At 63.4% G+C, this 17,634-nt stretch carries 16 protein-coding genes; 8 read left to right on the top strand and 8 right to left on the bottom strand.

Translation table 11 applies throughout. The features are described 5' to 3' along the window. Positions 1-40: 40 nt before the first annotated feature. Entirely contained in the window at positions 41-577 is a 537-nt protein-coding gene (gene msrA, locus H2052_RS09575) for a peptide-methionine (S)-S-oxide reductase MsrA (protein WP_293780770.1), read from the top strand. 19 nt (positions 578-596) lie between these two features. Here the strand turns inward: msrA and H2052_RS09570 are convergent, their stop codons facing one another. The 5 genes from H2052_RS09570 to H2052_RS09550 form a co-directional block, all read right to left on the bottom strand. Further along, positions 597-1,382, bottom strand: coding sequence for a hypothetical protein (locus tag H2052_RS09570; RefSeq protein WP_293780767.1), 786 nt, complete (start codon positions 1,380-1,382; stop codon positions 597-599). 141 nt (positions 1,383-1,523) lie between these two features. Further along, a complete protein-coding gene (locus H2052_RS09565; RefSeq protein ID WP_293780764.1) occupies positions 1,524-3,014 on the bottom strand; it encodes an NAD(P)/FAD-dependent oxidoreductase in 1,491 nt (496 codons plus the stop codon). Positions 3,015-3,076: 62 nt separating this feature from the next. Further along, entirely contained in the window at positions 3,077-3,490 is a 414-nt protein-coding gene (locus H2052_RS09560; protein ID WP_293780761.1) for a hypothetical protein, read from the bottom strand. Positions 3,491-3,550: 60 nt separating this feature from the next. After that, entirely contained in the window at positions 3,551-4,237 is a 687-nt protein-coding gene (gene aqpZ / locus H2052_RS09555) for an aquaporin Z (protein WP_293780908.1), read from the bottom strand. A 74-nt stretch (positions 4,238-4,311) separates the two neighbouring features. Continuing rightward, entirely contained in the window at positions 4,312-5,241 is a 930-nt protein-coding gene (locus tag H2052_RS09550) for an L-threonylcarbamoyladenylate synthase (protein ID WP_293780758.1), read from the bottom strand. 74 nt (positions 5,242-5,315) lie between these two features. Here H2052_RS09550 and H2052_RS09545 point away from each other — a divergent pair, with 74 nt between their 5' ends. Both H2052_RS09545 and H2052_RS09540 read left to right on the top strand, forming a co-directional pair. After that, entirely contained in the window at positions 5,316-7,037 is a 1,722-nt protein-coding gene (locus H2052_RS09545) for an acyl-CoA dehydrogenase (protein WP_293780755.1), read from the top strand. A gap of 202 nt (positions 7,038-7,239) precedes the next feature. Then, positions 7,240-7,848, top strand: coding sequence for an outer membrane beta-barrel protein (locus H2052_RS09540; protein ID WP_293780752.1), 609 nt, complete (start codon positions 7,240-7,242; stop codon positions 7,846-7,848). A gap of 80 nt (positions 7,849-7,928) precedes the next feature. On the opposite strand, the gene ald is transcribed toward H2052_RS09540, so the two are convergent. Then, entirely contained in the window at positions 7,929-9,032 is a 1,104-nt protein-coding gene (gene ald, locus H2052_RS09535; protein ID WP_293780749.1) for an alanine dehydrogenase, read from the bottom strand. Positions 9,033-9,171: 139 nt separating this feature from the next. On the opposite strand from ald, the gene H2052_RS09530 reads away from it, so the two are divergent. Beyond that, the gene (locus H2052_RS09530) at positions 9,172-9,609 is read left to right on the top strand and encodes an Lrp/AsnC family transcriptional regulator (protein ID WP_293780905.1); all 438 of its coding nucleotides are present in this window, start codon (positions 9,172-9,174) and stop codon (positions 9,607-9,609) included. A gap of 163 nt (positions 9,610-9,772) precedes the next feature. Beyond that, positions 9,773-11,683, top strand: a complete 1,911-nt coding sequence (locus H2052_RS09525; RefSeq protein ID WP_293780746.1) for a potassium transporter Kup — start codon at positions 9,773-9,775, stop codon at positions 11,681-11,683. Between the two features lie 140 nt (positions 11,684-11,823). Here the strand turns inward: H2052_RS09525 and H2052_RS09520 are convergent, their stop codons facing one another. Both H2052_RS09520 and H2052_RS09515 read right to left on the bottom strand, forming a co-directional pair. Continuing rightward, positions 11,824-12,228 (bottom strand): aldehyde-activating protein, encoded by a 405-nt coding sequence (locus tag H2052_RS09520; RefSeq protein WP_293780743.1) that lies wholly within the window; start codon positions 12,226-12,228, stop codon positions 11,824-11,826. An 80-nt stretch (positions 12,229-12,308) separates the two neighbouring features. Beyond that, positions 12,309-14,123, bottom strand: coding sequence for a DUF885 family protein (locus tag H2052_RS09515; RefSeq protein WP_293780740.1), 1,815 nt, complete (start codon positions 14,121-14,123; stop codon positions 12,309-12,311). Between the two features lie 165 nt (positions 14,124-14,288). On the opposite strand from H2052_RS09515, the gene H2052_RS09510 reads away from it, so the two are divergent. The 3 genes from H2052_RS09510 (at position 14,289) to H2052_RS09500 (ending at position 17,581) form a co-directional block, all read left to right on the top strand. Beyond that, the gene (locus H2052_RS09510; RefSeq protein WP_293780737.1) at positions 14,289-15,623 is read left to right on the top strand and encodes an MFS transporter; all 1,335 of its coding nucleotides are present in this window, start codon (positions 14,289-14,291) and stop codon (positions 15,621-15,623) included. A gap of 226 nt (positions 15,624-15,849) precedes the next feature. After that, entirely contained in the window at positions 15,850-16,620 is a 771-nt protein-coding gene (locus H2052_RS09505; protein ID WP_293780734.1) for a cold-shock protein, read from the top strand. 214 nt (positions 16,621-16,834) lie between these two features. Next, on the top strand, positions 16,835-17,581 hold the full coding sequence (locus H2052_RS09500) for a methyltransferase domain-containing protein (protein WP_293780731.1): 747 nt from the start codon (positions 16,835-16,837) through the stop codon (positions 17,579-17,581). Positions 17,582-17,634: the final 53 nt, after the last annotated feature.

Below are 17,634 nucleotides of genomic sequence, written 5' to 3'. Positions count from 1 at the left end.
CGGTCGGAAGCGCGGCGACATTGAACGGAGCGAATGGAACATGCCCATGGAAACCGCAATCCTCGCAGGTGGATGCTTCTGGTGCGTGGAAGCGATTTACGATGATCTTCAGGGGGTTGCGGCGGTCGAATCCGGCTATATCGGCGGACGCACGACGAACCCGACCTACAAGGATGTCTGCGGCGGCGACACCGGCCACGCCGAAGCGATCCTGATCCATTTCGATCCGGCGGTCGTCAGCTACGAAGAGCTGCTCGACATCTTCTTCCACATCCACGACCCGACGACGCTCAATCGGCAGGGCAACGACGTCGGCACGCAGTACCGCTCGGCGATCTTTCCGCAGGACGATGCCCAGCGCGCGGCGGCAGAGGCGGCAATCGTGAAGGCTGCGGCGCTGTGGCCGGACCCGGTGGTCACGACCATCGAGAGCGGCACATGGTATCCGGCCGAAGACTATCACCAGGAATATTACGCGCGGACCGGCGACACGACGCCCTACTGCAACTTCGTCGTCGGCCCCAAGGTCCGGAAATTCCGCGAAAAATACGCCGACCGCCTTAAAAGCAGAAGCTGAGTTGAGGCTGTAACCGGTTCTAGGTGCTTGCGCTTGGCTGATGGCGAGCCTGTTCCGCTTGCAGTGCTTCTAATATGACTTTGGGTTCCTCAACGGCCTTGCCGAGGCCGAAAACTATGCTCTCTGTAAAAGGAAACCTATACCGTTCGAAATTTTCGGGAAGGTCGCTTCCATGAATGAGTATGAAGTCATTTCCTCGAAGGTTCATGCGCGTGAAGCGCACTATGTTGTGCCAAGGAAGAATTCCAAGTCTTTCAAATGCAACACCGTCTTCCGTTGTCCATAGAGCGGCGTGGTCTTTAAAGCGCTTCCTCAGCAATATTTTAAAGCGTTTAATTATATTATAATATAATATTAACATAGAAAAAAAGTATATAATAAATACTGTCGTCGAAATGAAAAGATTTACATTAACATTGTGAAATTTGATATTAACGATCAGAAAAGGAGAAAATAATATTAATAATATAATTATGTTTATCGGATATATAACTTTATTTGGAATCGAATGAATATATATAATGTAGTGAGCATTTGCGCCGGGCTTTAAGAATATATTGCCTTCCGGTGCATTTAGATAGGAAGTCGTCCGACAGATTCCCCAAATGATGGGCAAGGCGAGCAGGGCGATTGTTGTCACTATGCCGATTGAAATGCCGCGTGTCTCTGCGTGTCCCGGATCGACTATAAAAGTAAAGCCAATCAGAATCAAAAATAGAACGCCTAATAACATCAGGATCAAGGCGAGTAGCGCCACGAAAACAAGAGCGCGCTTGGTCGTCTTGATAAAATCCCGTTTTCCCAACCTGACACTCCGACAAGCTACGGTGAACTGTGCGTTCGGGCGCCTCTCCCGTCTGTGAACGCGCACAGCTCCACTTGCGCATATCTACACACAGCGCTGAGCTTGCAACCAAACACATCATTCTGTTGGAACTGATCCAGCCTACTCCGCCGCGATTGCCTCCGGCGCGCGCTGCGCTGGCACATCCGCCGCCTTGCTGAAGCGCAGCACGCCGTCGTCGACGGGCGCGTGGCGGAACATCTTCACGTCGCCGGCATAGTTCTGGTTGAGCCGCCACGGCACCGCCTTGCCCTGCTTCGGGAACTGGTGAAGCCCGCGCTTGAAATAGCCCGAGGAGAAGTCGATCCACGGCTCGGCTTCCATGTCCGGGTCGGTAAGCGTGGGGGTCGCCGTGTCGGTGCCGGTCGCCTTCATGTGGTTGAGCACGCGGCACAGATATTCGCTGGTGAGGTCGGCCTTCAGCGTCCACGAGGCGTTGGTGTAGCCGAACGCGACCGCAAGGTTCGGCACGCCCGAGAACATGATGCCCTTGTAGCCGTAGGTCTTCGGAAACTCGACCTTGCGGCCGTCGAGCGTCACGTCGATCCCGGCCATGAACAGCAGTTCGAGGCCGGTGGCGGTCACGACGATGTCCGCGTCCAGCGTCTTGCCTGATTTGAGGAGGATGCCGGTTTGCGTGAAGCGGTCGATGTGATCGGTGACAACATCGGCGCGGCCTTCGCGGATCGCATCGAACAGGTCGTGGTCGGGAACGAGGCAGAGCCGCTGCTCCCATGGGTTGTACGTCGGCGTGAAGTGCGTCTTCACGTCATAGTCCGGGCCGAGCAGATTCTGCACGCCGCCGAGAAGCTTCTTTTTCAGCTTCTCGGGCTTGCTGCGCGCAAGCCGGAAGACCCATTGCTGCAGCGCGACGTTGCGCCAGCGGACGATGTTGTAGGCGAGCATCGGCGGCAGCCAGCGCCGCAGCCAGTTCGCGAAGCGGTCTTCGGCGGGCCGCGAGACCATGTAGGTTGGGGAGCGCTGCAGCATGGTGACATGCGCGGTCTTCGCCATTTCGGGAACAAGCGTGACGGCGGTCGCGCCCGAACCGATCACGACGACGCGCTTCCCCGCATAGTCGAGGTCTTGCGGCCAGTGCTGCGGATGGATGATGCGGCCCCGGAAGCTCTCAGCGCCCTCGAATTGCGGCGTATAGCCCGCGTCGTAGCGGTAGTAGCCCGAGCACATGTAGAGGAAATTGCAGGTGAACCGCACGGGTTTGCCGTCGGTTCGCGCCGTCACCGTCCAGCGTGCGGTGCGCGAATCCCACGCCGCGGCCTCGACATGGTGGCCGAAGCGGATTTTCTCGGAGAGGCCGTATTCGCGCACGGTTTCATCGAGGTAGCGCAGGATGGAATCGCCGTCGGCGATCGCCTTCTGGTCGGTCCACGGTTTGAAGTTGAAGCCGAGCGTGTACATGTCGCTGTCGGATCGGATGCCGGGATAGCGGAACAAATCCCACGTGCCGCCGATGCCGGGGCGGCCTTCGAGGATCATGTAGCTGCGATCCGGGCAGTGCTTTTTCAGGTGTACGCCCGCGCCGATGCCCGAGATGCCGGCGCCCACGACGATCATGTCGAAATGTTCGGTCATGCGGTCCCTCTTCCGCCAATTTGAGCGGAACATAAATCAGGGCCGCGCGAACGGAAACTCTTCTAATGTGCAGCGCCGATCACGGCTGCGCGAATGCCCGCCGCGATCACCGAAAGCGGGGCCGCCGCAGGATTGTCGCAAAGCCGGACGAGTGCGGACGGGTCGGGTTCGGCGCCGTCGAGCCCGATCGCTTCCAGCAGTTCGGTCTCGTGCGGCAGCAGCGCCGCGCAGCAGGGCGCGCCGATCTCCAGCCGCTGTCTGCCGTGTATCGCGATGCCCGTCAGCAGGCACCGCAGCAGGTGTTCGATGCCGCAGGCATTGTCGCCGTAGGCCTCGATGAGCGCCGCGTGGAGGCAGGGCGGGCGCGGCCATCCGATGACGAGCCGCCGCAGCGCCCACAGAATCGTCCGGCTGTCTGGCGGAAGGTTCAGCCACGGCCCGCCCCGGTAGTCGGCTATTTCGGCAATCGTCGCCATGATGCGATCCCTGTTGCGAATATATTGATAATCATTCGCAACAGGGCGTCTGTCAACGCATCATTCGTCCCAGACTACTTTGTATACAAAGCCCGCAACCAGAGCGCCGACGATCGGGTAAACCCAGAAGAACCACAGCTGCTCCAGCGCAATCCCGCCCTCGATCAGCGCCGGCCCCGTCGAGCGCGCCGGGTTCACCGACGTGTTCGTCACCGGGATGCTGATGAGGTGGATGAGCGTCAGCGCAAGCCCGATCGCGATCGGCGCAAACCCCGGCGAGGCACGCTTTGCCGTTGCCCCGAGGATGACGATCAGGAACCCGAACGTCATCACCATCTCGGTCCACAACGCCGACGTCATCGAATAGCCACCCGGCGAATGTTCGCCAAAGCCGTTCGAGGCGAGACCGCCCGCGTAACCGGCCTTGCCGCTCGCGATCGTGTAGAGCACGAGCGCCGCAAGGATCGCGCCGACGACTTGCGCGACGACATAGCCGGGCGCGTCCTTCCAAGCAAAGCGCCCGCCCGCAGCGAGGCCGAGCGTGACGGCCGGGTTGAAATGGCCGCCCGAGATTGGACCCAACGCAAAGGCCATGGTGAGTACGGTGAGACCGAATGCGAGACTGACCCCGGCAAGACCGATGCCGACGTCGGGAAACGCTGCGGCCAGCACGGCGCTGCCGCAGCCGCCGAGAACGAGCCAGAAGGTACCGAAGAGTTCCGCTGTGAGCTTCTTGAGATCAAACATGCTCATACCCTCACCCTGAAGGACCGCGTCATGCGCGGCGGCTCACGCATAACATATTCGAGGGACAGCGAAAATCAGCGTGGTGCAGCGGCGCGCCGGAGCCTGTCGTTGATCGCGGCGCCAAGGCCCTCACAGGGCACGGGGGCGACGGCGATGGCGTCCGCTCCGCTCGCGTCGGCGACGTGCAGACAGTCGAACAGGCGGGCAGCGGCTTCGACTGCATCGCCTGTCGGGGAAAGGCTGATATCCCCTGAGATAGCCCCGAAGCCAATCAGGAACTCGTCGTCCGAGGCGGTTTGCGCGTCGAGGCGGAGTGGCTTCGAGGGCGCGTAATGGCTCTCCATCATGCCCGGTGCCTCGATGCCGCTACCGCCAAGCGAAATGGGGGCGAAGGCCTCCAGCGCCTCTCGCGGTACGCCGCCGGGGCGAAGCAGGCGCAGGCGGTGTCCGTCCACGGCGACGATTGTCGATTCGATGCCACCCTTGCATGGGCCGCCGTCGATGATGAGCGGGATGCGACCGCCGAGGCTTTTCAGGACGTGTTCGGCGCGCGTTGCGCTGATCTGTCCGGAGGCGTTGGCCGAAGGGGCTGCGAGCGGGCGGCCGAGCGCCGCGATCAGGGCTTGCGGCACGGGGTGATCGGGGCAGCGCACGGCGAGCGTCGGCAGGCCTGCGGTGACGATGGCAGCGATAGGGCTGCCGGGTTTGCGCGGCAGGACGAGCGTCAGCGGTCCTGGCCAAAAGGCGTCGATGAGGCGGCGCGCGAGCGGGGACAGCTCGACGTGCTCAGCCGCCATGTCGGCGCCGCTGACGTGGGCGATGAGCGGGTTGAACGAGGGCCTGCCCTTGGCGGCATAGATGCGCGCGACGGCGTCTGCGTTCGTGGCGTCTGCGGCGAGGCCATAGACGGTTTCGGTGGGGACCGCGACGACCGAGCCGGTGCGCAGCAGCGCGGCGGCGAGCGAGACGCCTGCCGTGTCCGGCGGCACGGTTTCAGTGCTCAAAAGATCAGGTTGCCCGCTCACAGCCCCCCGCTATACCCGCGCCGTTTCCTCTCACAAGCGATAGATGGCCGCCAATGACCTACACCGCCCCCGTCACCGAGCAGCGCTTCGTCCTCGAAACCATCGCAGACCTGCCCGGTCTCGCGCAGTTGCCGCGTTTCGAGGCGGCGACCGTGGATCTTGTCGATGCAATTCTGGAAGAGGCAGGGAAGCTCTCCGCAGGCGTTTTCGCGACGCTGAACCGCATAGGGGATACTGAGGGCGCCAAGCTGGCGAACGGCGTGGTGACGCTGCCCGCGGGCTTCCGCGATGCCTATGCGGCCTATGTCGAAGGTGGCTGGATGACGCTCGGCGCCGATCCCGCATACGGGGGGCAGGGGCTACCGTTCGTGCTTGCCACCGCCGTGCAGGAACAGACGACGAGCGCCAACATGGCGCTGTCGCTGTGCCCGATGCTCTCGCAGGGCGCGATCGAGGCGCTGACGGCGCACGGCTCCGAGGATCAGAAGCAGATCTACCTCACCAAGATCATCTCGGGCGAATGGACCGGCACGATGAACCTCACCGAGCCGCAGGCCGGGACGGACGTCGGCGCGCTGCGTACCACCGCGACGCCTGCGGAAGACGGGACGTGGCGCATCAAGGGCTCCAAGATATTCATCACGTGGGGCGAGCATGACGTGGCGGAGAACATCGTCCACCTCGTCCTCGCGCGCACGCCGGGGTCGCCTAAAGGCACCAAGGGCATTTCGCTGTTCATCGTACCCAAGTTTCTGGTGAACGCGGACGGTTCTCTGGGCGCGCGCAACGACCTGCGCTGCGTTTCGATCGAGCATAAGCTCGGGATTCATTCTTCGCCCACCTGCACGATGAGCTACGGCGACAACGACGACTGCGTCGGCTTCATGATCGGTGACGAGAACGCCGGGATGCGTGCGATGTTCACGATGATGAACCACGCGCGTATCAACGTGGGACTGCAGGGCGTTGCCATCGCCGAGCGCGCATATCAGCACGCGCTCGCCTACGCGAAGGAGCGCGTGCAGGTGCGGCGCATCATCGAATTCGCCGATGTGCGGCGGACACTGATGACGATGCGCGGCCTTACCGAAGCGGCGCGGGCGCTCACTTATCTGAATGCGGCCGCCGTCGACCGCGCGCACGCTGAAATAGACGAACTAGCCCGGCGCGAGGCGCAGGCGCTTGCCGATCTGCTGACGCCGGTGACGAAGGCGTTCTCGACCGATGTCGGCGTCGAGGTCGCGAGCCTTGGCGTGCAGGTTTTCGGGGGGATGGGCTTCATCGAGGAGACGGGTGCGGCGCAGCACTACCGCGACGCGCGCATCGCGCCGATTTACGAGGGAACGAACGGCATCCAGGCGATGGATCTCGTGGGGCGCAAGCTGCCGCAGGTCCGCTGGAAGAGTCTATTTGCGGACATGCGCGCGGATTTTGCGCAAACGGCCGAGCTGGCGCCCTATCTGGAGGACGCGCTCGCCGCGCTCGAAAGCGCGACCATCTGGCTTGCCGAGGGCGGCGGCGATGACAATGCCGCGGGCGCGACGCCGTATCTGCGCATGTTCGGCCTTACCGTCGGCGGCTGGCTGCTTGCGAAGCAGGCGGCGGCAGCAGCGAAGCGTCTCGCGGCAGGCGAGGGTGATCCGGCGTTCCTGAATGCGAAGATCGTGACGGCGCGTTTCTTCGCAGAACAGTTCCTGCCGCAGGCGGCGGCTCTGCTCGGGCCGGTGACGCGCGGCGCGGAAACATTGTTCGCGATCCCCGAAGAGGCACTTTAGAGCCTCTTTTCCACCCGATATGACGGTTTAACGTGCGCTGAACGTCGTTCGTCGAAGCGCGTATGCCGTTCGTCCCGTTTCCGACGGTCGTTCGCCGAAGGCATGCCGCCATGCCATTTCTCGGCCGCAATTCGCTCCCACCTCTCCGCCGTCCGCAAGGCTCTCCCCTCGCGGACAGTGCAATCTTTGTAGAGGTGTGTTCATGAAAAAGCTTATTCTTGCCGCGCTCGCGACTGCCCTCCTCCCGGCGTCCGCGCTTGCTCAGGATGCGGGCGCCATCGGCGGCGCGTTCGTCGGCGGCCAGATCGGCTGGGGCAAACGGTCGGTCGATCTCGACTTCGGCCTGCCCGGCGTTGAGGATTTCGACAAGAGCCGCAACGGCATCGATTACGGTGTGTTCGCCGGCTATGACTACGGTATCGGCCAGAACTTCCTGGTCGGCGTCGAGGCCGGCATCGGCATGGGCGGCAAGACGCTGCGCGATACGCCGATCGCGGGTCTGACCGCAGAGATCGATCCCAAGTGGAATTACGACGTGAGTGCTCGCGCGGGCTTCCTCGCGACGCCGAATCTGCTCGTCTACGGCCGGGTCGGCTATGGCGCCGAGAAGACGCGCGTCTCGACGGTCTCCACGATCGCGGGCGTCGCTTCCACGAGTGAAAAGGGCTGGTCGGACGGCCTGCTCTATGGCGGCGGTCTCGAATACGGCCTCAACGAGTCGGCGAGCATCCGCACCGAATACCGCCACCGCGATATGGACGGCGGCTATGCGGCCGATCAGGTTCTGGCGGGCCTCGCGTTCCGCTTCTGAACGACTGTCGGTCCGAAAACAGTTGGGCCGGAGGCATCGCCTCCGGCCCTTCTTTTTTGGCTTCGCTCAGGTGAAGCGTTTTATTCCCAGGCGCGGTAGGCGAGGCCGAGATCGTCGGCGACCGCCTTGTACGTGATGAACCCGCCCGCGACGTTGAGGCCATTGCGAAGGTGCGGATCGGCGCGCATCGCGCCCTCTGCGCCCAGCTTCGCGAGCTTCACGATGAACGGCAGCGTCGCGTTGTTGAGCGCAAAGGTGGAGGTGCGGGCGACGGCGCCAGGCATGTTGGCGACGCAGTAGTGGATGACGCCCTCGACCGTGTAGACCGGGTCGCTGTGAGTCGTCGCGTGCGAGGTTTCAAAGCAGCCGCCCTGATCGATGGCGACGTCAACGAGCACCGAACCGCGCTTCATCGTCTTCAGCATCTCGCGCGTGACGAGCTTGGGTGCTGCTGCGCCCGGGATCAGCACGCAGCCGATAATGAGGTGCGAGTTCTCCGCCGCACGCGCCACGGCGGCGCTGCTCGCGTAGACGGTCTTGATGCGGTTCTGGAACAGCGCATCGAGTTCTGCGAGGCGGGTCGACGAGACGTCGTAGATCGTCACGTCGGCGCCGAGGCCGACGGCCATCTGCGCCGCGTTGAAGCCCGAGACGCCGCCGCCGAGAATCGAAACCTTCGCGGGGGCCACGCCCGGCACGCCGCCGAGCAGGATGCCGCGTCCGCCCTGTTCCTTTTCAAGATAATGCGCGCCGACCTGCACGGCCATGCGGCCTGCGACTTCGGACATCGGCTGGAGGAGCGGCAGGCGGCCCTGCGCGTTCGTGACGGTTTCGTAAGCGATGCAGGTCGCGCCCGATTTCATCAGCGCTTCGGCCTGCGGCTTGTCGGCGGCGAGATGCAGGTAGGTGAAGAGCGTGTGGCGCGGCTCCAGCCAGGCGATTTCGTGGAGCTGAGGCTCCTTCACCTTCACGATCATGTCGGCGGCGGCGAACACTTCCTGCGGCGTCGCGAGGATCTTCGCGCCGACCGCGATATAGGCGTCGTCACCGAAATCGATGCCGCTACCCGCGCCCGTTTCGACGAAAACCTCGTGGCCGGCCTGCGTAAGCTCGGCGACCGAGGCCGGCGTCATGCCGACACGATATTCGTGAACCTTGATTTCCTTTGGAACTCCGACGCGCATGACTGTTCTCCCTCATCTTGATGAATTGAGGGGAATCTACCGGAAATCACGTCGGAGAAGTTTGCGAAGTTGCGCGCGGGGACGCCTCTTGTGTAGAGAATATTCGAAGATAGACGAGGATTTCGGGAAATTGTCCGAACTGGATCAGATCGATCGCAAGATTATCGCCCAGCTTGCAATCGACTCGGGATTGACGAGCGAGCAGCTGGGGAATCGCGTCGGGCTGTCCGCATCGGCGGCCCACCGGCGCGTGAAACTTCTGGAAGATTCGGGTTTCATCCGCGGCTATCGCGCCGTGCTGTCGCCCGCGGCACGGAGCAATCCTTCCGCCGTCTACGTCGCCGTCACGCTCACAGACCAGCGCAAGGAAACGCTTTCCGCCTTCGAAACTGCGGTCGCGCGCGCGCCCGAAATCGCCGAGGGCCACCTGATCACGGGCGATTCGGACTACATGCTGAAAATCCTGGTGAAGGAAGGCGACAGCTTCGAGCGCGTGCACCGCGAGCTGCTGGCGGCGCTGCCCGGCGTGCAGCGGTTGGTGACGCAGGTCAGCATCCGCAGGATCGTGGGTGAGTGAGCGGTTTCGCACGCCTGTTGTGCAGTGCGGCACGCTATGCTAGTCGCCGCCGCCGCTTCGGTTCGGAACAACGCAGCTTGAGGCATGAGTCGCATGACCCGGCAGAACAAGGATTACAGGGGTTCGTGCCGCTAACCGCGGCACCGATGCCCCGCATCCGTCCATGACCGGACCCCACAACCCACACGCGTCGTCCTCCGACCGCCATGACGGCATCGCCAAGCTGGCGGTGGCCGCGATCGGCATCGTTTTCGGCGATATCGGCACCTCACCGCTCTACGCGTTCCGCGAAACCTTCGCGGGTCACCACCCGCTCGCGCTCGACGCAGTCCACGTCTACGGCGTCGTCAGCCTGATCTTCTGGTCGATGATGCTGGTGGTGACGATCAAGTACGTCACGATCATCATGCGTGCGGACAACAAGGGGCAGGGCGGCAGCCTGGCGCTGCTGGCGCTCATTTCACGCAGGACCGCGCACGCGCGGCTCGGCGTGGTGATCGTGATGCTCGGCGTGTTCGCCACGGCGCTCTTTTATGGCGACAGCATGATCACCCCGGCGATCTCGGTGCTTTCGGCGGTCGAGGGTCTCGTGGTCGTGAACGACGCGTTCGAACCGCTGGTGCTTCCGATCGCGGTGTTCATCCTTGTCTTCCTGTTCCTGATCCAGGCGCGCGGCACCGCCAAGGTCGGCGCCCTGTTCGGCCCGATCATGGTGCTCTACTTCCTGGTGCTCGCCGTGCTCGGGATCGTGAACATCGCGAAAGACCCGGAGATCCTGACGGCGCTCAACCCGTGGTACGCCTTCCAGTTCTTCCTGCTCGACGGCTGGCTCGCCTTCCTCGCGCTCGGCTCCGTCGTCCTCGCCGTGACGGGCGCGGAGGCGCTTTACGCCGACATGGGGCACTTCGGGCGCCGCCCGATCCGCTTCTCGTGGCTATGGTTCGTGATGCCGGGGCTGATGCTGAACTACATGGGGCAGGGCGCCATGATCGTGAGCATGACGCCCGCCGAGGCCGAGGTGGCGATCCGCAATCCGTTCTTCATGCTCGCCCCCGAAGCCCTGCGCCTGCCGCTTGTGGGGCTTGCCACGCTTGCCACCGTGATCGCCAGCCAGGCGGTGATCTCCGGCGCGTTTTCGGTGACGCATCAGGCGATCCAGCTCGGCTTCATGCCGCGCCTCACCATCAAGCACACCAGCGCCTCGACGCAGGGGCAGATCTACATCCCGGTCATCAACTGGCTGCTGATGTCCGCGGTGATCCTGCTCGTGCTGATGTTCCAGAATTCGAGCAACCTTGCCGCCGCTTACGGCATTGCCGTGACGGGCGCGATGCTCATCGACACGTGCCTGCTGGCCGTCGTGCTGTTTTCGCTCTGGAAATGGAAGTCGTGGCTCGCCATTCCGCTGCTCGCGGCATTCTTCATCGTCGACGGCGCGTATTTCGCCGCGAACCTTACCAAGGTTCCCGACGGCGGCTGGTTCCCGCTGCTCATCGGCGTCGTCGCCTTCACGATGCTGACGACATGGTCGAAGGGCCGCCTGCTGATGCGCCAGCGGATGCAGGAAGCCGCGATGCCGATGGAAATCTTCGTGAAGTCCGCCGCGAACAGCGCGATCCGTGTGCCCGGCACCGCGATCTTCATGTCATCGGAGCCCACCGGCGTGCCGCACGCGCTGCTCCACAACATGAAGCACAACAAGGTGCTGCACGAACGCGTGATCGTGCTCACCGTGGCGATCGAGGATATTCCCTACGTCGAGACGTGCGACGTGGTGGAGACGCAGGATCTGGGGCAGGGCTTCTACCGGATGAAGCTGCGCTACGGATTCATGCAGGAAACCGACATCCCGAAGGCGCTCTCGCCCGTGAACGCCTGCGGGCCGAAGTTCGACATGATGCAGACGAGCTTCTTCCTTTCGCGCCAGACGCTGATCGCGGCGCCGAAGCCGGGCATGGCGATCTGGCGCGAAAAGCTGTTCGCGTGGATGCTGCGCAACGCTGCGACGGCGATGGAGTTCTTCAAGCTGCCGACGAACCGCGTCGTGGAGCTGGGCAGCCAGGTCGAAATTTAGGGTGTGTGGGTATTCGGCCCATGCCCGGCTGCAAACGGCGGCTTTCTCCGCTTCCGGTGCTCACGTACTGTAAGTACGCTGCGCGCCGGTTCTCGAAATCCACCGTTTTCGCCTCGGCCTGAACCGAATCCCCACACACCCTAGCCGAGAATGCGCGCCTCGCGCACATAGCTGAAATCACCCGCGCCCGACCAGGCGCGACCATCCGGATAACGCAGTTCGATTCCGGCGAGATCCTTCTCGTCCGTCAGCCACATGTTGACGCCCATCATGCTGTTCCCGAACTTCAAGGCGGCGCTTTCGGTGAGGGTGAAATGCGTTGTCGCGCCGCACGTGGGGCAAAAATGGATTTCCGCGGCCGGATCATCCTTGTCCTGCCGAGAATAGCCTTTTGTCGGGCCTTCGACGCTGACCTCCGACGGATGATAATAGGCCCAGCGCGCGCCCGACTTCGTGCAAAGCGTACAGTTGCATTCGTGGATGTAGTCGGGCCGTTTTTCGGTCGCGATGCGGATTTGGCCGCAGAGGCAGGAAAGCTGGAGCATGGGTGGGGCCTATACTGTGTAGGCCGGCGGCCTGATAGCCGCCATTCCGGCTGGACCGGAACGGCGGCTTTATCGGACGCTTACTTCTTCGACGCGATCCAGTCGTCGATCTTCTTTTCGAGGACCGCGAGCGGCAGGGCACCGGTCATCAGCACCTGCGCGTGGAAATCGCGGATGTCGAACTTTGGCCCCAGCGCCTTTTCGGCGCGGGCGCGGAGTTCCTGAATCTTCATCGCGCCGACCTTGTAGGCGAGCGCCTGGCTGGGGATGGCGATGTAGCGCTCGACCTCTGCGGTTGCATCGGTGCGGCCCATGTCGCTGTTGGCGAGCATGTATTCGATCGCCTGATCGCGCGTCCAACCCTTCGAATGCAGCCCGGTATCGACGACGAGCCGCATCGCGCGCAGCATCTCGTCCGAGAGCGTGCCGAAGCGCTGGTACGGGTCATCGAAGAAGCCCATCGGATAGCCGAGCGTTTCGGCATAGAGCGCCCAGCCTTCGATGTAGGCGGTGTTGCCGCCGAAGCGCATGAAGCTCGGCAGCGCCGCGTTTTCCTGCGCAAGGCTGATCTGGAAATGATGCCCCGGCGCGCCTTCGTGCAGGTAGAGCGTCGTCATGCCCGGCGTGGTGCGCGAGGGCAGATCATAGGCGTTGAAATAGAAGATGCCGGGACGCGAGCCGTCTGGCGTGCCCTGCTGGTAGGAACCACCCGCCTGCTGCTTTTCGCGGAACGGCTCGTAGGGGCGGATATCGAGCGGAGACTTCGGCACGGTGGAGAAATACGCGGGCACCTTGGCGTCGACCGCCTTGCCGATCTCGAAGTATTTCTGGGTCAGCCACTCGCGCGACTGCGGCTTGAACTGCGGATCATTGCGCAGATAATCGAAGAATTCCGGCAGCGTGCCCTTGAAGCCGACCTCGGCCTTCACCTTTTCCATTCCGGCCTTGATGCGCTTCACCTCGGCAAGGCCGATATTGTGAATGTCTTCGGCCTTGAGCGGCAGCGTCGTCGTGTTTTCGATGAGCTGCGCGTAAAGCACCGGCCCGCCCTTCATGGCGGAGAGGCCGACCTGATCGCGGGCGACGGGAAGATATTCGGTCTTCAGGAAATCGTGCAGCCGCTGGTACGTCGGATAGATCTTGCCGGTGATGATCGCGCGGTACTCGGCCTTAAGGCGCGCCTGGTCCGCGGCGGAGATGCCTTCGGGGAACTTGGTGACGGGGCTGTAGAAGGGCGAATCCTCGGGCGCCTGCGCGAGCTGGGTGGCGAGCTGCTCGATGACGTTGTTGATCGTGAGCTTCGTTTCGACGACGCCCGATGCCATGCCTTCACGGAAGCGGCCGACCGAGCGATCGAGCAGCGTGACATAATCCTGGTGGCGCTTCAGGTTGTTCTCGTAGTCGGCAAGCGTGGCGAAGGGCGCGCCGCCGGTAGCCGATGCGAACGAGGGGTAGAAGGTGTGGAAGCCGCTGAAGTGATTGACCGGGCGCACGACGGTGAGCGCGAGGATCTCAGGGGTCAGGCCCTTGAGCGCCTCTTCGGTCTGCCACTTGAACACGTCGTAGGCGATGCGGTCGGTGGCATCGAGCGCGCTGCGGTCGATCGCCTTCAGGCGCGCAAGGTCGCTTTCGCCTGCCGCCCGCTCTGCCGCGAAGTAGGCGTCGGTGATGTAGTCGCCAAGCTGGTCCGCGTAGCGCATGTCGCCGCGGAACAGCGCATTGATCGGATTGCGCTTGAGGCTCGCTTCGTCCGAATCCTGGAAGAGCTGCCAGAGTGCTTGATGGGCGGGGTTCTGCGCCGCGGCAGAGGCCGCCGCCGGGGCCTGGGCCGAGACGGGGGCGGCGAGCGTGAGCGAAAGCGCGATGGCGAAGGCCGACGCAAAGGTGCGCGTCATGAATGAAGTCCTTTCGGGAAAAACGATCATGACGGGTTCATACGCTGCGACGCCGGGACTTGCTATACGCCTGTCGAACAGCGTGGGCGGTTCGTCGAAGCCGGGGGGTGATCCTCCCAGCATCGCTAGGGCGGCGTCCGCGCCCCAACCGATAAGCTGGGCCGTGTGACCCGGCTTCCGACGCGCACGCTTGCCGCTTATGCGGGCCCCGGCCTTCCCGTTGCCGCGCTCGGGTTGCCGCTCGTCATCTATCTGCCGCCTTATTACGCGGGCACGCTGGGGCTCGATCTTGCCGCCGTGGGCTTCGTTTTCTTCCTCGTGCGGATGCTCGACATGCCGCTCGATCCGCTGCTCGGGCATTTCATGGACGGCACGCGCAGCCGCTGGGGGCGGTTCCGGCCTTGGCTGGTGGCGGGCGGGCTGACGCTGCTTGTCGCCACGGTCGCGGTGTTCTTCGCGACGCCGGGCATCACGGTCTGGTATCTGTTCGGCTGGCTGATGCTGCTGTTTGCCGGGCATTCGATGCTGAACGTCTCGCACATCGCATGGGGCGCGACGCTTTCGGGCGACTATCACGAGCGCTCGCGCGTCTACGGCTGGTGGATCGGCGGGCATCTCGTGGGGCTGATCACCGTGCTCGTGCTTCCCGCCGTGCTCGGGCAGGTGATGGGCGCGCAGGCGCCGAGGCCGGTGCACCTGATGGGCGCGTTCATCCTCGCCATCATTCCGCTTACGGTGATCGGCGCGCTCGTCGGCGCGCGCGAGGGCGCGGCGCAGGCGGAACACCCGCGCATCACGTGGGCCGATATCCGCCGGCTGTTTTCGAACCGGACGCTGGCGATGCTGCTGCTTGCCGACGTGCTGGTGAACCTCGCGCCGGGCGTGACGGGCGCGCTCTTCGAGTTCGTGTTCGTGCGCCTGCTCGGCTTCACGCAGGCCGGGGCGGCGGTGATGCTGCTCATCTACTTCGGCAGCGGCCTCCTGGCGCTGCCACTGTGGCTGCGCCTTGCCGCGCGCCTCGGCAAACAGCGTGCCGCTGCCGCCGCGTGCGTGAGCGGGGCGGCGCTGCACGTCGCGGCGTTTCTTGTTTTCGATCCCGCGCAGGCGTGGCTGTCGTACCTTGCCATCGGGCTTGCCGGAACGCCCTATGCCGCGCCCGGCTTCCTGCTTCGCGCGATGCTTGCCGATGTCGGCGACGAGGAGCGGCTGGCGAGCGGCGCGGACCGGATCGGGCTCTTGAATGCCGTGCTGACGACGGCGATGAAGCTCGGCTACGCGCTGCCGGTGGGGATATTGTTCCCGATTCTCGCGCTTGTCGGGTTCAGCGCCGAAGCGGCGACGGCGAGCACCCCGGGGTCGCTGCTGTGGGTCGAGGGCTTCTGGATCGTGTTGCCCCCGGTGATCCTGATTCCGGCCGCGCTCGTGCTCGCGCGGCTGCCGCTCAGCGCCGCGCGGCACGCTGAAGTGCAGGCCGCGCTTGCCCGTACCGGAAAGAATTGAGAACGCTTCTTTTTTGCTCGCAGATTGCGCGAATCTCCTGTAGGCTAGCGAAGTTCATGTCAGTTTCAGACTGGTGTGGGCCTTCGTCATGAATGTCCGTGGGCGCACGGATTTTGTTTTGGGAACAGCAGGCTGTCGAACGCCGCGAATAGAATTAGGCCGAGAACGACAGTGCTGTGGCGGCATGCGCCCGGCTGCCGACGTTATTCAGACTGGATATCACGACATGGGTTTTGATGGCCGCAAGCGCGGTGGGGACCGTGGCTATGACCGCCGCGGCGGAGGACGCGATTCGTTCGGCGGTGGCGACGATTTTTACGATGCCGGTCGCAGCTTCGGCGGTGGTGACCGCTTCGGCGGCGGTGGCGGCGGCTTCGGAGGCGGTGACCGCTTCGGTGGCGGCGGCGGCGGCGGTGGTTTCCGCGGCGGCGGTGCCGGTGGTGGCGGCGGGTTCGGGGGCGGCGCAGGCCGTGACGCCGGCACCTCGCTCGGCACGGCTTCGGGCACGGTCAAGTGGTTCAACGCCACGAAGGGCTTCGGCTTCATCGCCCGCGACAGCGGCGAAGACGTGTTTGTGCATATCAGCGCGGTCGAACGCGCCGGTCGCACGACGCTCGATGAAGGCCAGCCGGTCACGTTCTCGATCTTCGATCGCGGCGGACGCCTCTCGGCTTCCGATCTCGTGGTCGACGGCGAGGCGCCCGAGCGTCCCGATCGCCCCGAACGTCCGGCCCGCGACCGCGGTCCGTCGGGCGGTGGTGCCATGGACGACGACTTCACGCCCGGCGAACGCATCGAAGGCACGGTCAAGTTCTTCAACACGATGAAGGGCTTCGGCTTCATTTCGCGTGGCGACGGCAAGCAGGACGCGTTCGTGCACATCAGCGCGCTCGAGCGTGCCGGTCTCACGAGCCTCGCCGAAGGCCAGCGCGTCAGCTTCGAGCTGGCACGCGACCGCCGCGGCAAGGTCGCTGCGGGCAATATCGAACTGCTCTAAACGAGCAGCCGCAATCGATTCGGGGAGGATCGAACGCAGGAGGGGCCGGCGCGGATTCGCGTCGGCCCTTTTCGTTTGATGATCATGCCGATTGCACACGTGCTGTGGGGTGATCGCTTTCGATTGCATTGCAGTTATGCTTTTCCCTGTTCAGTCTGGTGGCATGGAAGCGCATTCGGTCGTGCAATACGTTGGTGATCAGGCTCGGGCTGACTTGGCAGATCTGATCGATTTGCAAATGTCTCCATTAGGCTTGGTCGCTATGGACGCCTTGGCTCCAGCAGCGGGACAGACGATTCTGGACGTCGGTTGCGGTGCGGGAGAGACGATCCTGCAGTTCGCAGAACGCGTGGGTCCGAGTGGCCGCGTTGTTGGCGTCGATATAGCCCCGCGTGTTTTAGCTGTTGCGCGTACAAGGACGGCTCACCTGTCTCAGGTAACGTTGTTGCAGGAGGATGCTGCCAGTCTTGCGCTGCCTGACCAGAGTTTCGATGGCGTCTTTTCCCGGTTTGGAACGATGTTCTTTGCTGATCCGACGCAAGCAATTACAAACATACATAGAATGCTGAGACGTGGCGGCAGGATCGGTTTCATCTGCTGGCGATCAATGCGGGAAAACGAACTAGATTTCTTCCCCGTTGAAGCAGCGGGTTTGCCAATTATTGTCGATGCCACGCCGTTCAGCTTCGAGGATGCCGATACCATCAGTCGCGTTCTTCGATCGGCGGACTTCGAACGTATCCGTATCGAAGCATACAATGCCGATATTTCCAGCGGTGACGCCGACACGATGTTGAAGGTGATCACGCGTGTTGGCGCCCTGGGGAAGGTCTTGAGGGAAACGCCTGCACTTCTGCCGAAAGCTGAACCGCAGGTCCGTACCGCACTGCGAGCGCGCGAGCGGGATGGCAAGGTGAGCTTGGGTGCGGCAACATGGATCGTCACTGCAACTGCCGCATGAAGGCAAATAGCCGCATCAGCTTTGCCGCGGCCCCGATGGGCAGCCGGGCTGTA

Origin of the sequence: Sphingosinicella sp., from assembly GCF_013911755.1 — a bacterium.
In the GTDB taxonomy this organism is placed as follows: Bacteria; Pseudomonadota; Alphaproteobacteria; order Sphingomonadales; family Sphingomonadaceae; genus Sphingosinicella.
The sequence above is the reverse complement of the archived record's forward strand: the minus strand, read 5'-3'. Positions and strand labels throughout refer to the sequence as shown.

Excerpts from the sequence above, each read along its gene's own strand:
- msrA (WP_293780770.1), top strand. The coding sequence starts at position 41 with ATGCCCATGGAAACCGCAATCCTCGCAGGTGGATGCTTCTGGTGCGTG.
- H2052_RS09565 (WP_293780764.1), bottom strand. The coding sequence starts at position 3,014 with ATGACCGAACATTTCGACATGATCGTCGTGGGCGCCGGCATCTCGGGC.
- H2052_RS09560 (WP_293780761.1), bottom strand. The coding sequence starts at position 3,490 with ATGGCGACGATTGCCGAAATAGCCGACTACCGGGGCGGGCCGTGGCTG.
- aqpZ (WP_293780908.1), bottom strand. The coding sequence starts at position 4,237 with ATGTTTGATCTCAAGAAGCTCACAGCGGAACTCTTCGGTACCTTCTGG.
- H2052_RS09545 (WP_293780755.1), top strand. The coding sequence starts at position 5,316 with ATGACCTACACCGCCCCCGTCACCGAGCAGCGCTTCGTCCTCGAAACC.
- H2052_RS09540 (WP_293780752.1), top strand. The coding sequence starts at position 7,240 with ATGAAAAAGCTTATTCTTGCCGCGCTCGCGACTGCCCTCCTCCCGGCG.
- ald (WP_293780749.1), bottom strand. The coding sequence starts at position 9,032 with ATGCGCGTCGGAGTTCCAAAGGAAATCAAGGTTCACGAATATCGTGTC.
- H2052_RS09525 (WP_293780746.1), top strand. The coding sequence starts at position 9,773 with ATGACCGGACCCCACAACCCACACGCGTCGTCCTCCGACCGCCATGAC.
- H2052_RS09520 (WP_293780743.1), bottom strand. The coding sequence starts at position 12,228 with ATGCTCCAGCTTTCCTGCCTCTGCGGCCAAATCCGCATCGCGACCGAA.
- H2052_RS09515 (WP_293780740.1), bottom strand. The coding sequence starts at position 14,123 with ATGACGCGCACCTTTGCGTCGGCCTTCGCCATCGCGCTTTCGCTCACG.
- H2052_RS09505 (WP_293780734.1), top strand. The coding sequence starts at position 15,850 with ATGGGTTTTGATGGCCGCAAGCGCGGTGGGGACCGTGGCTATGACCGC.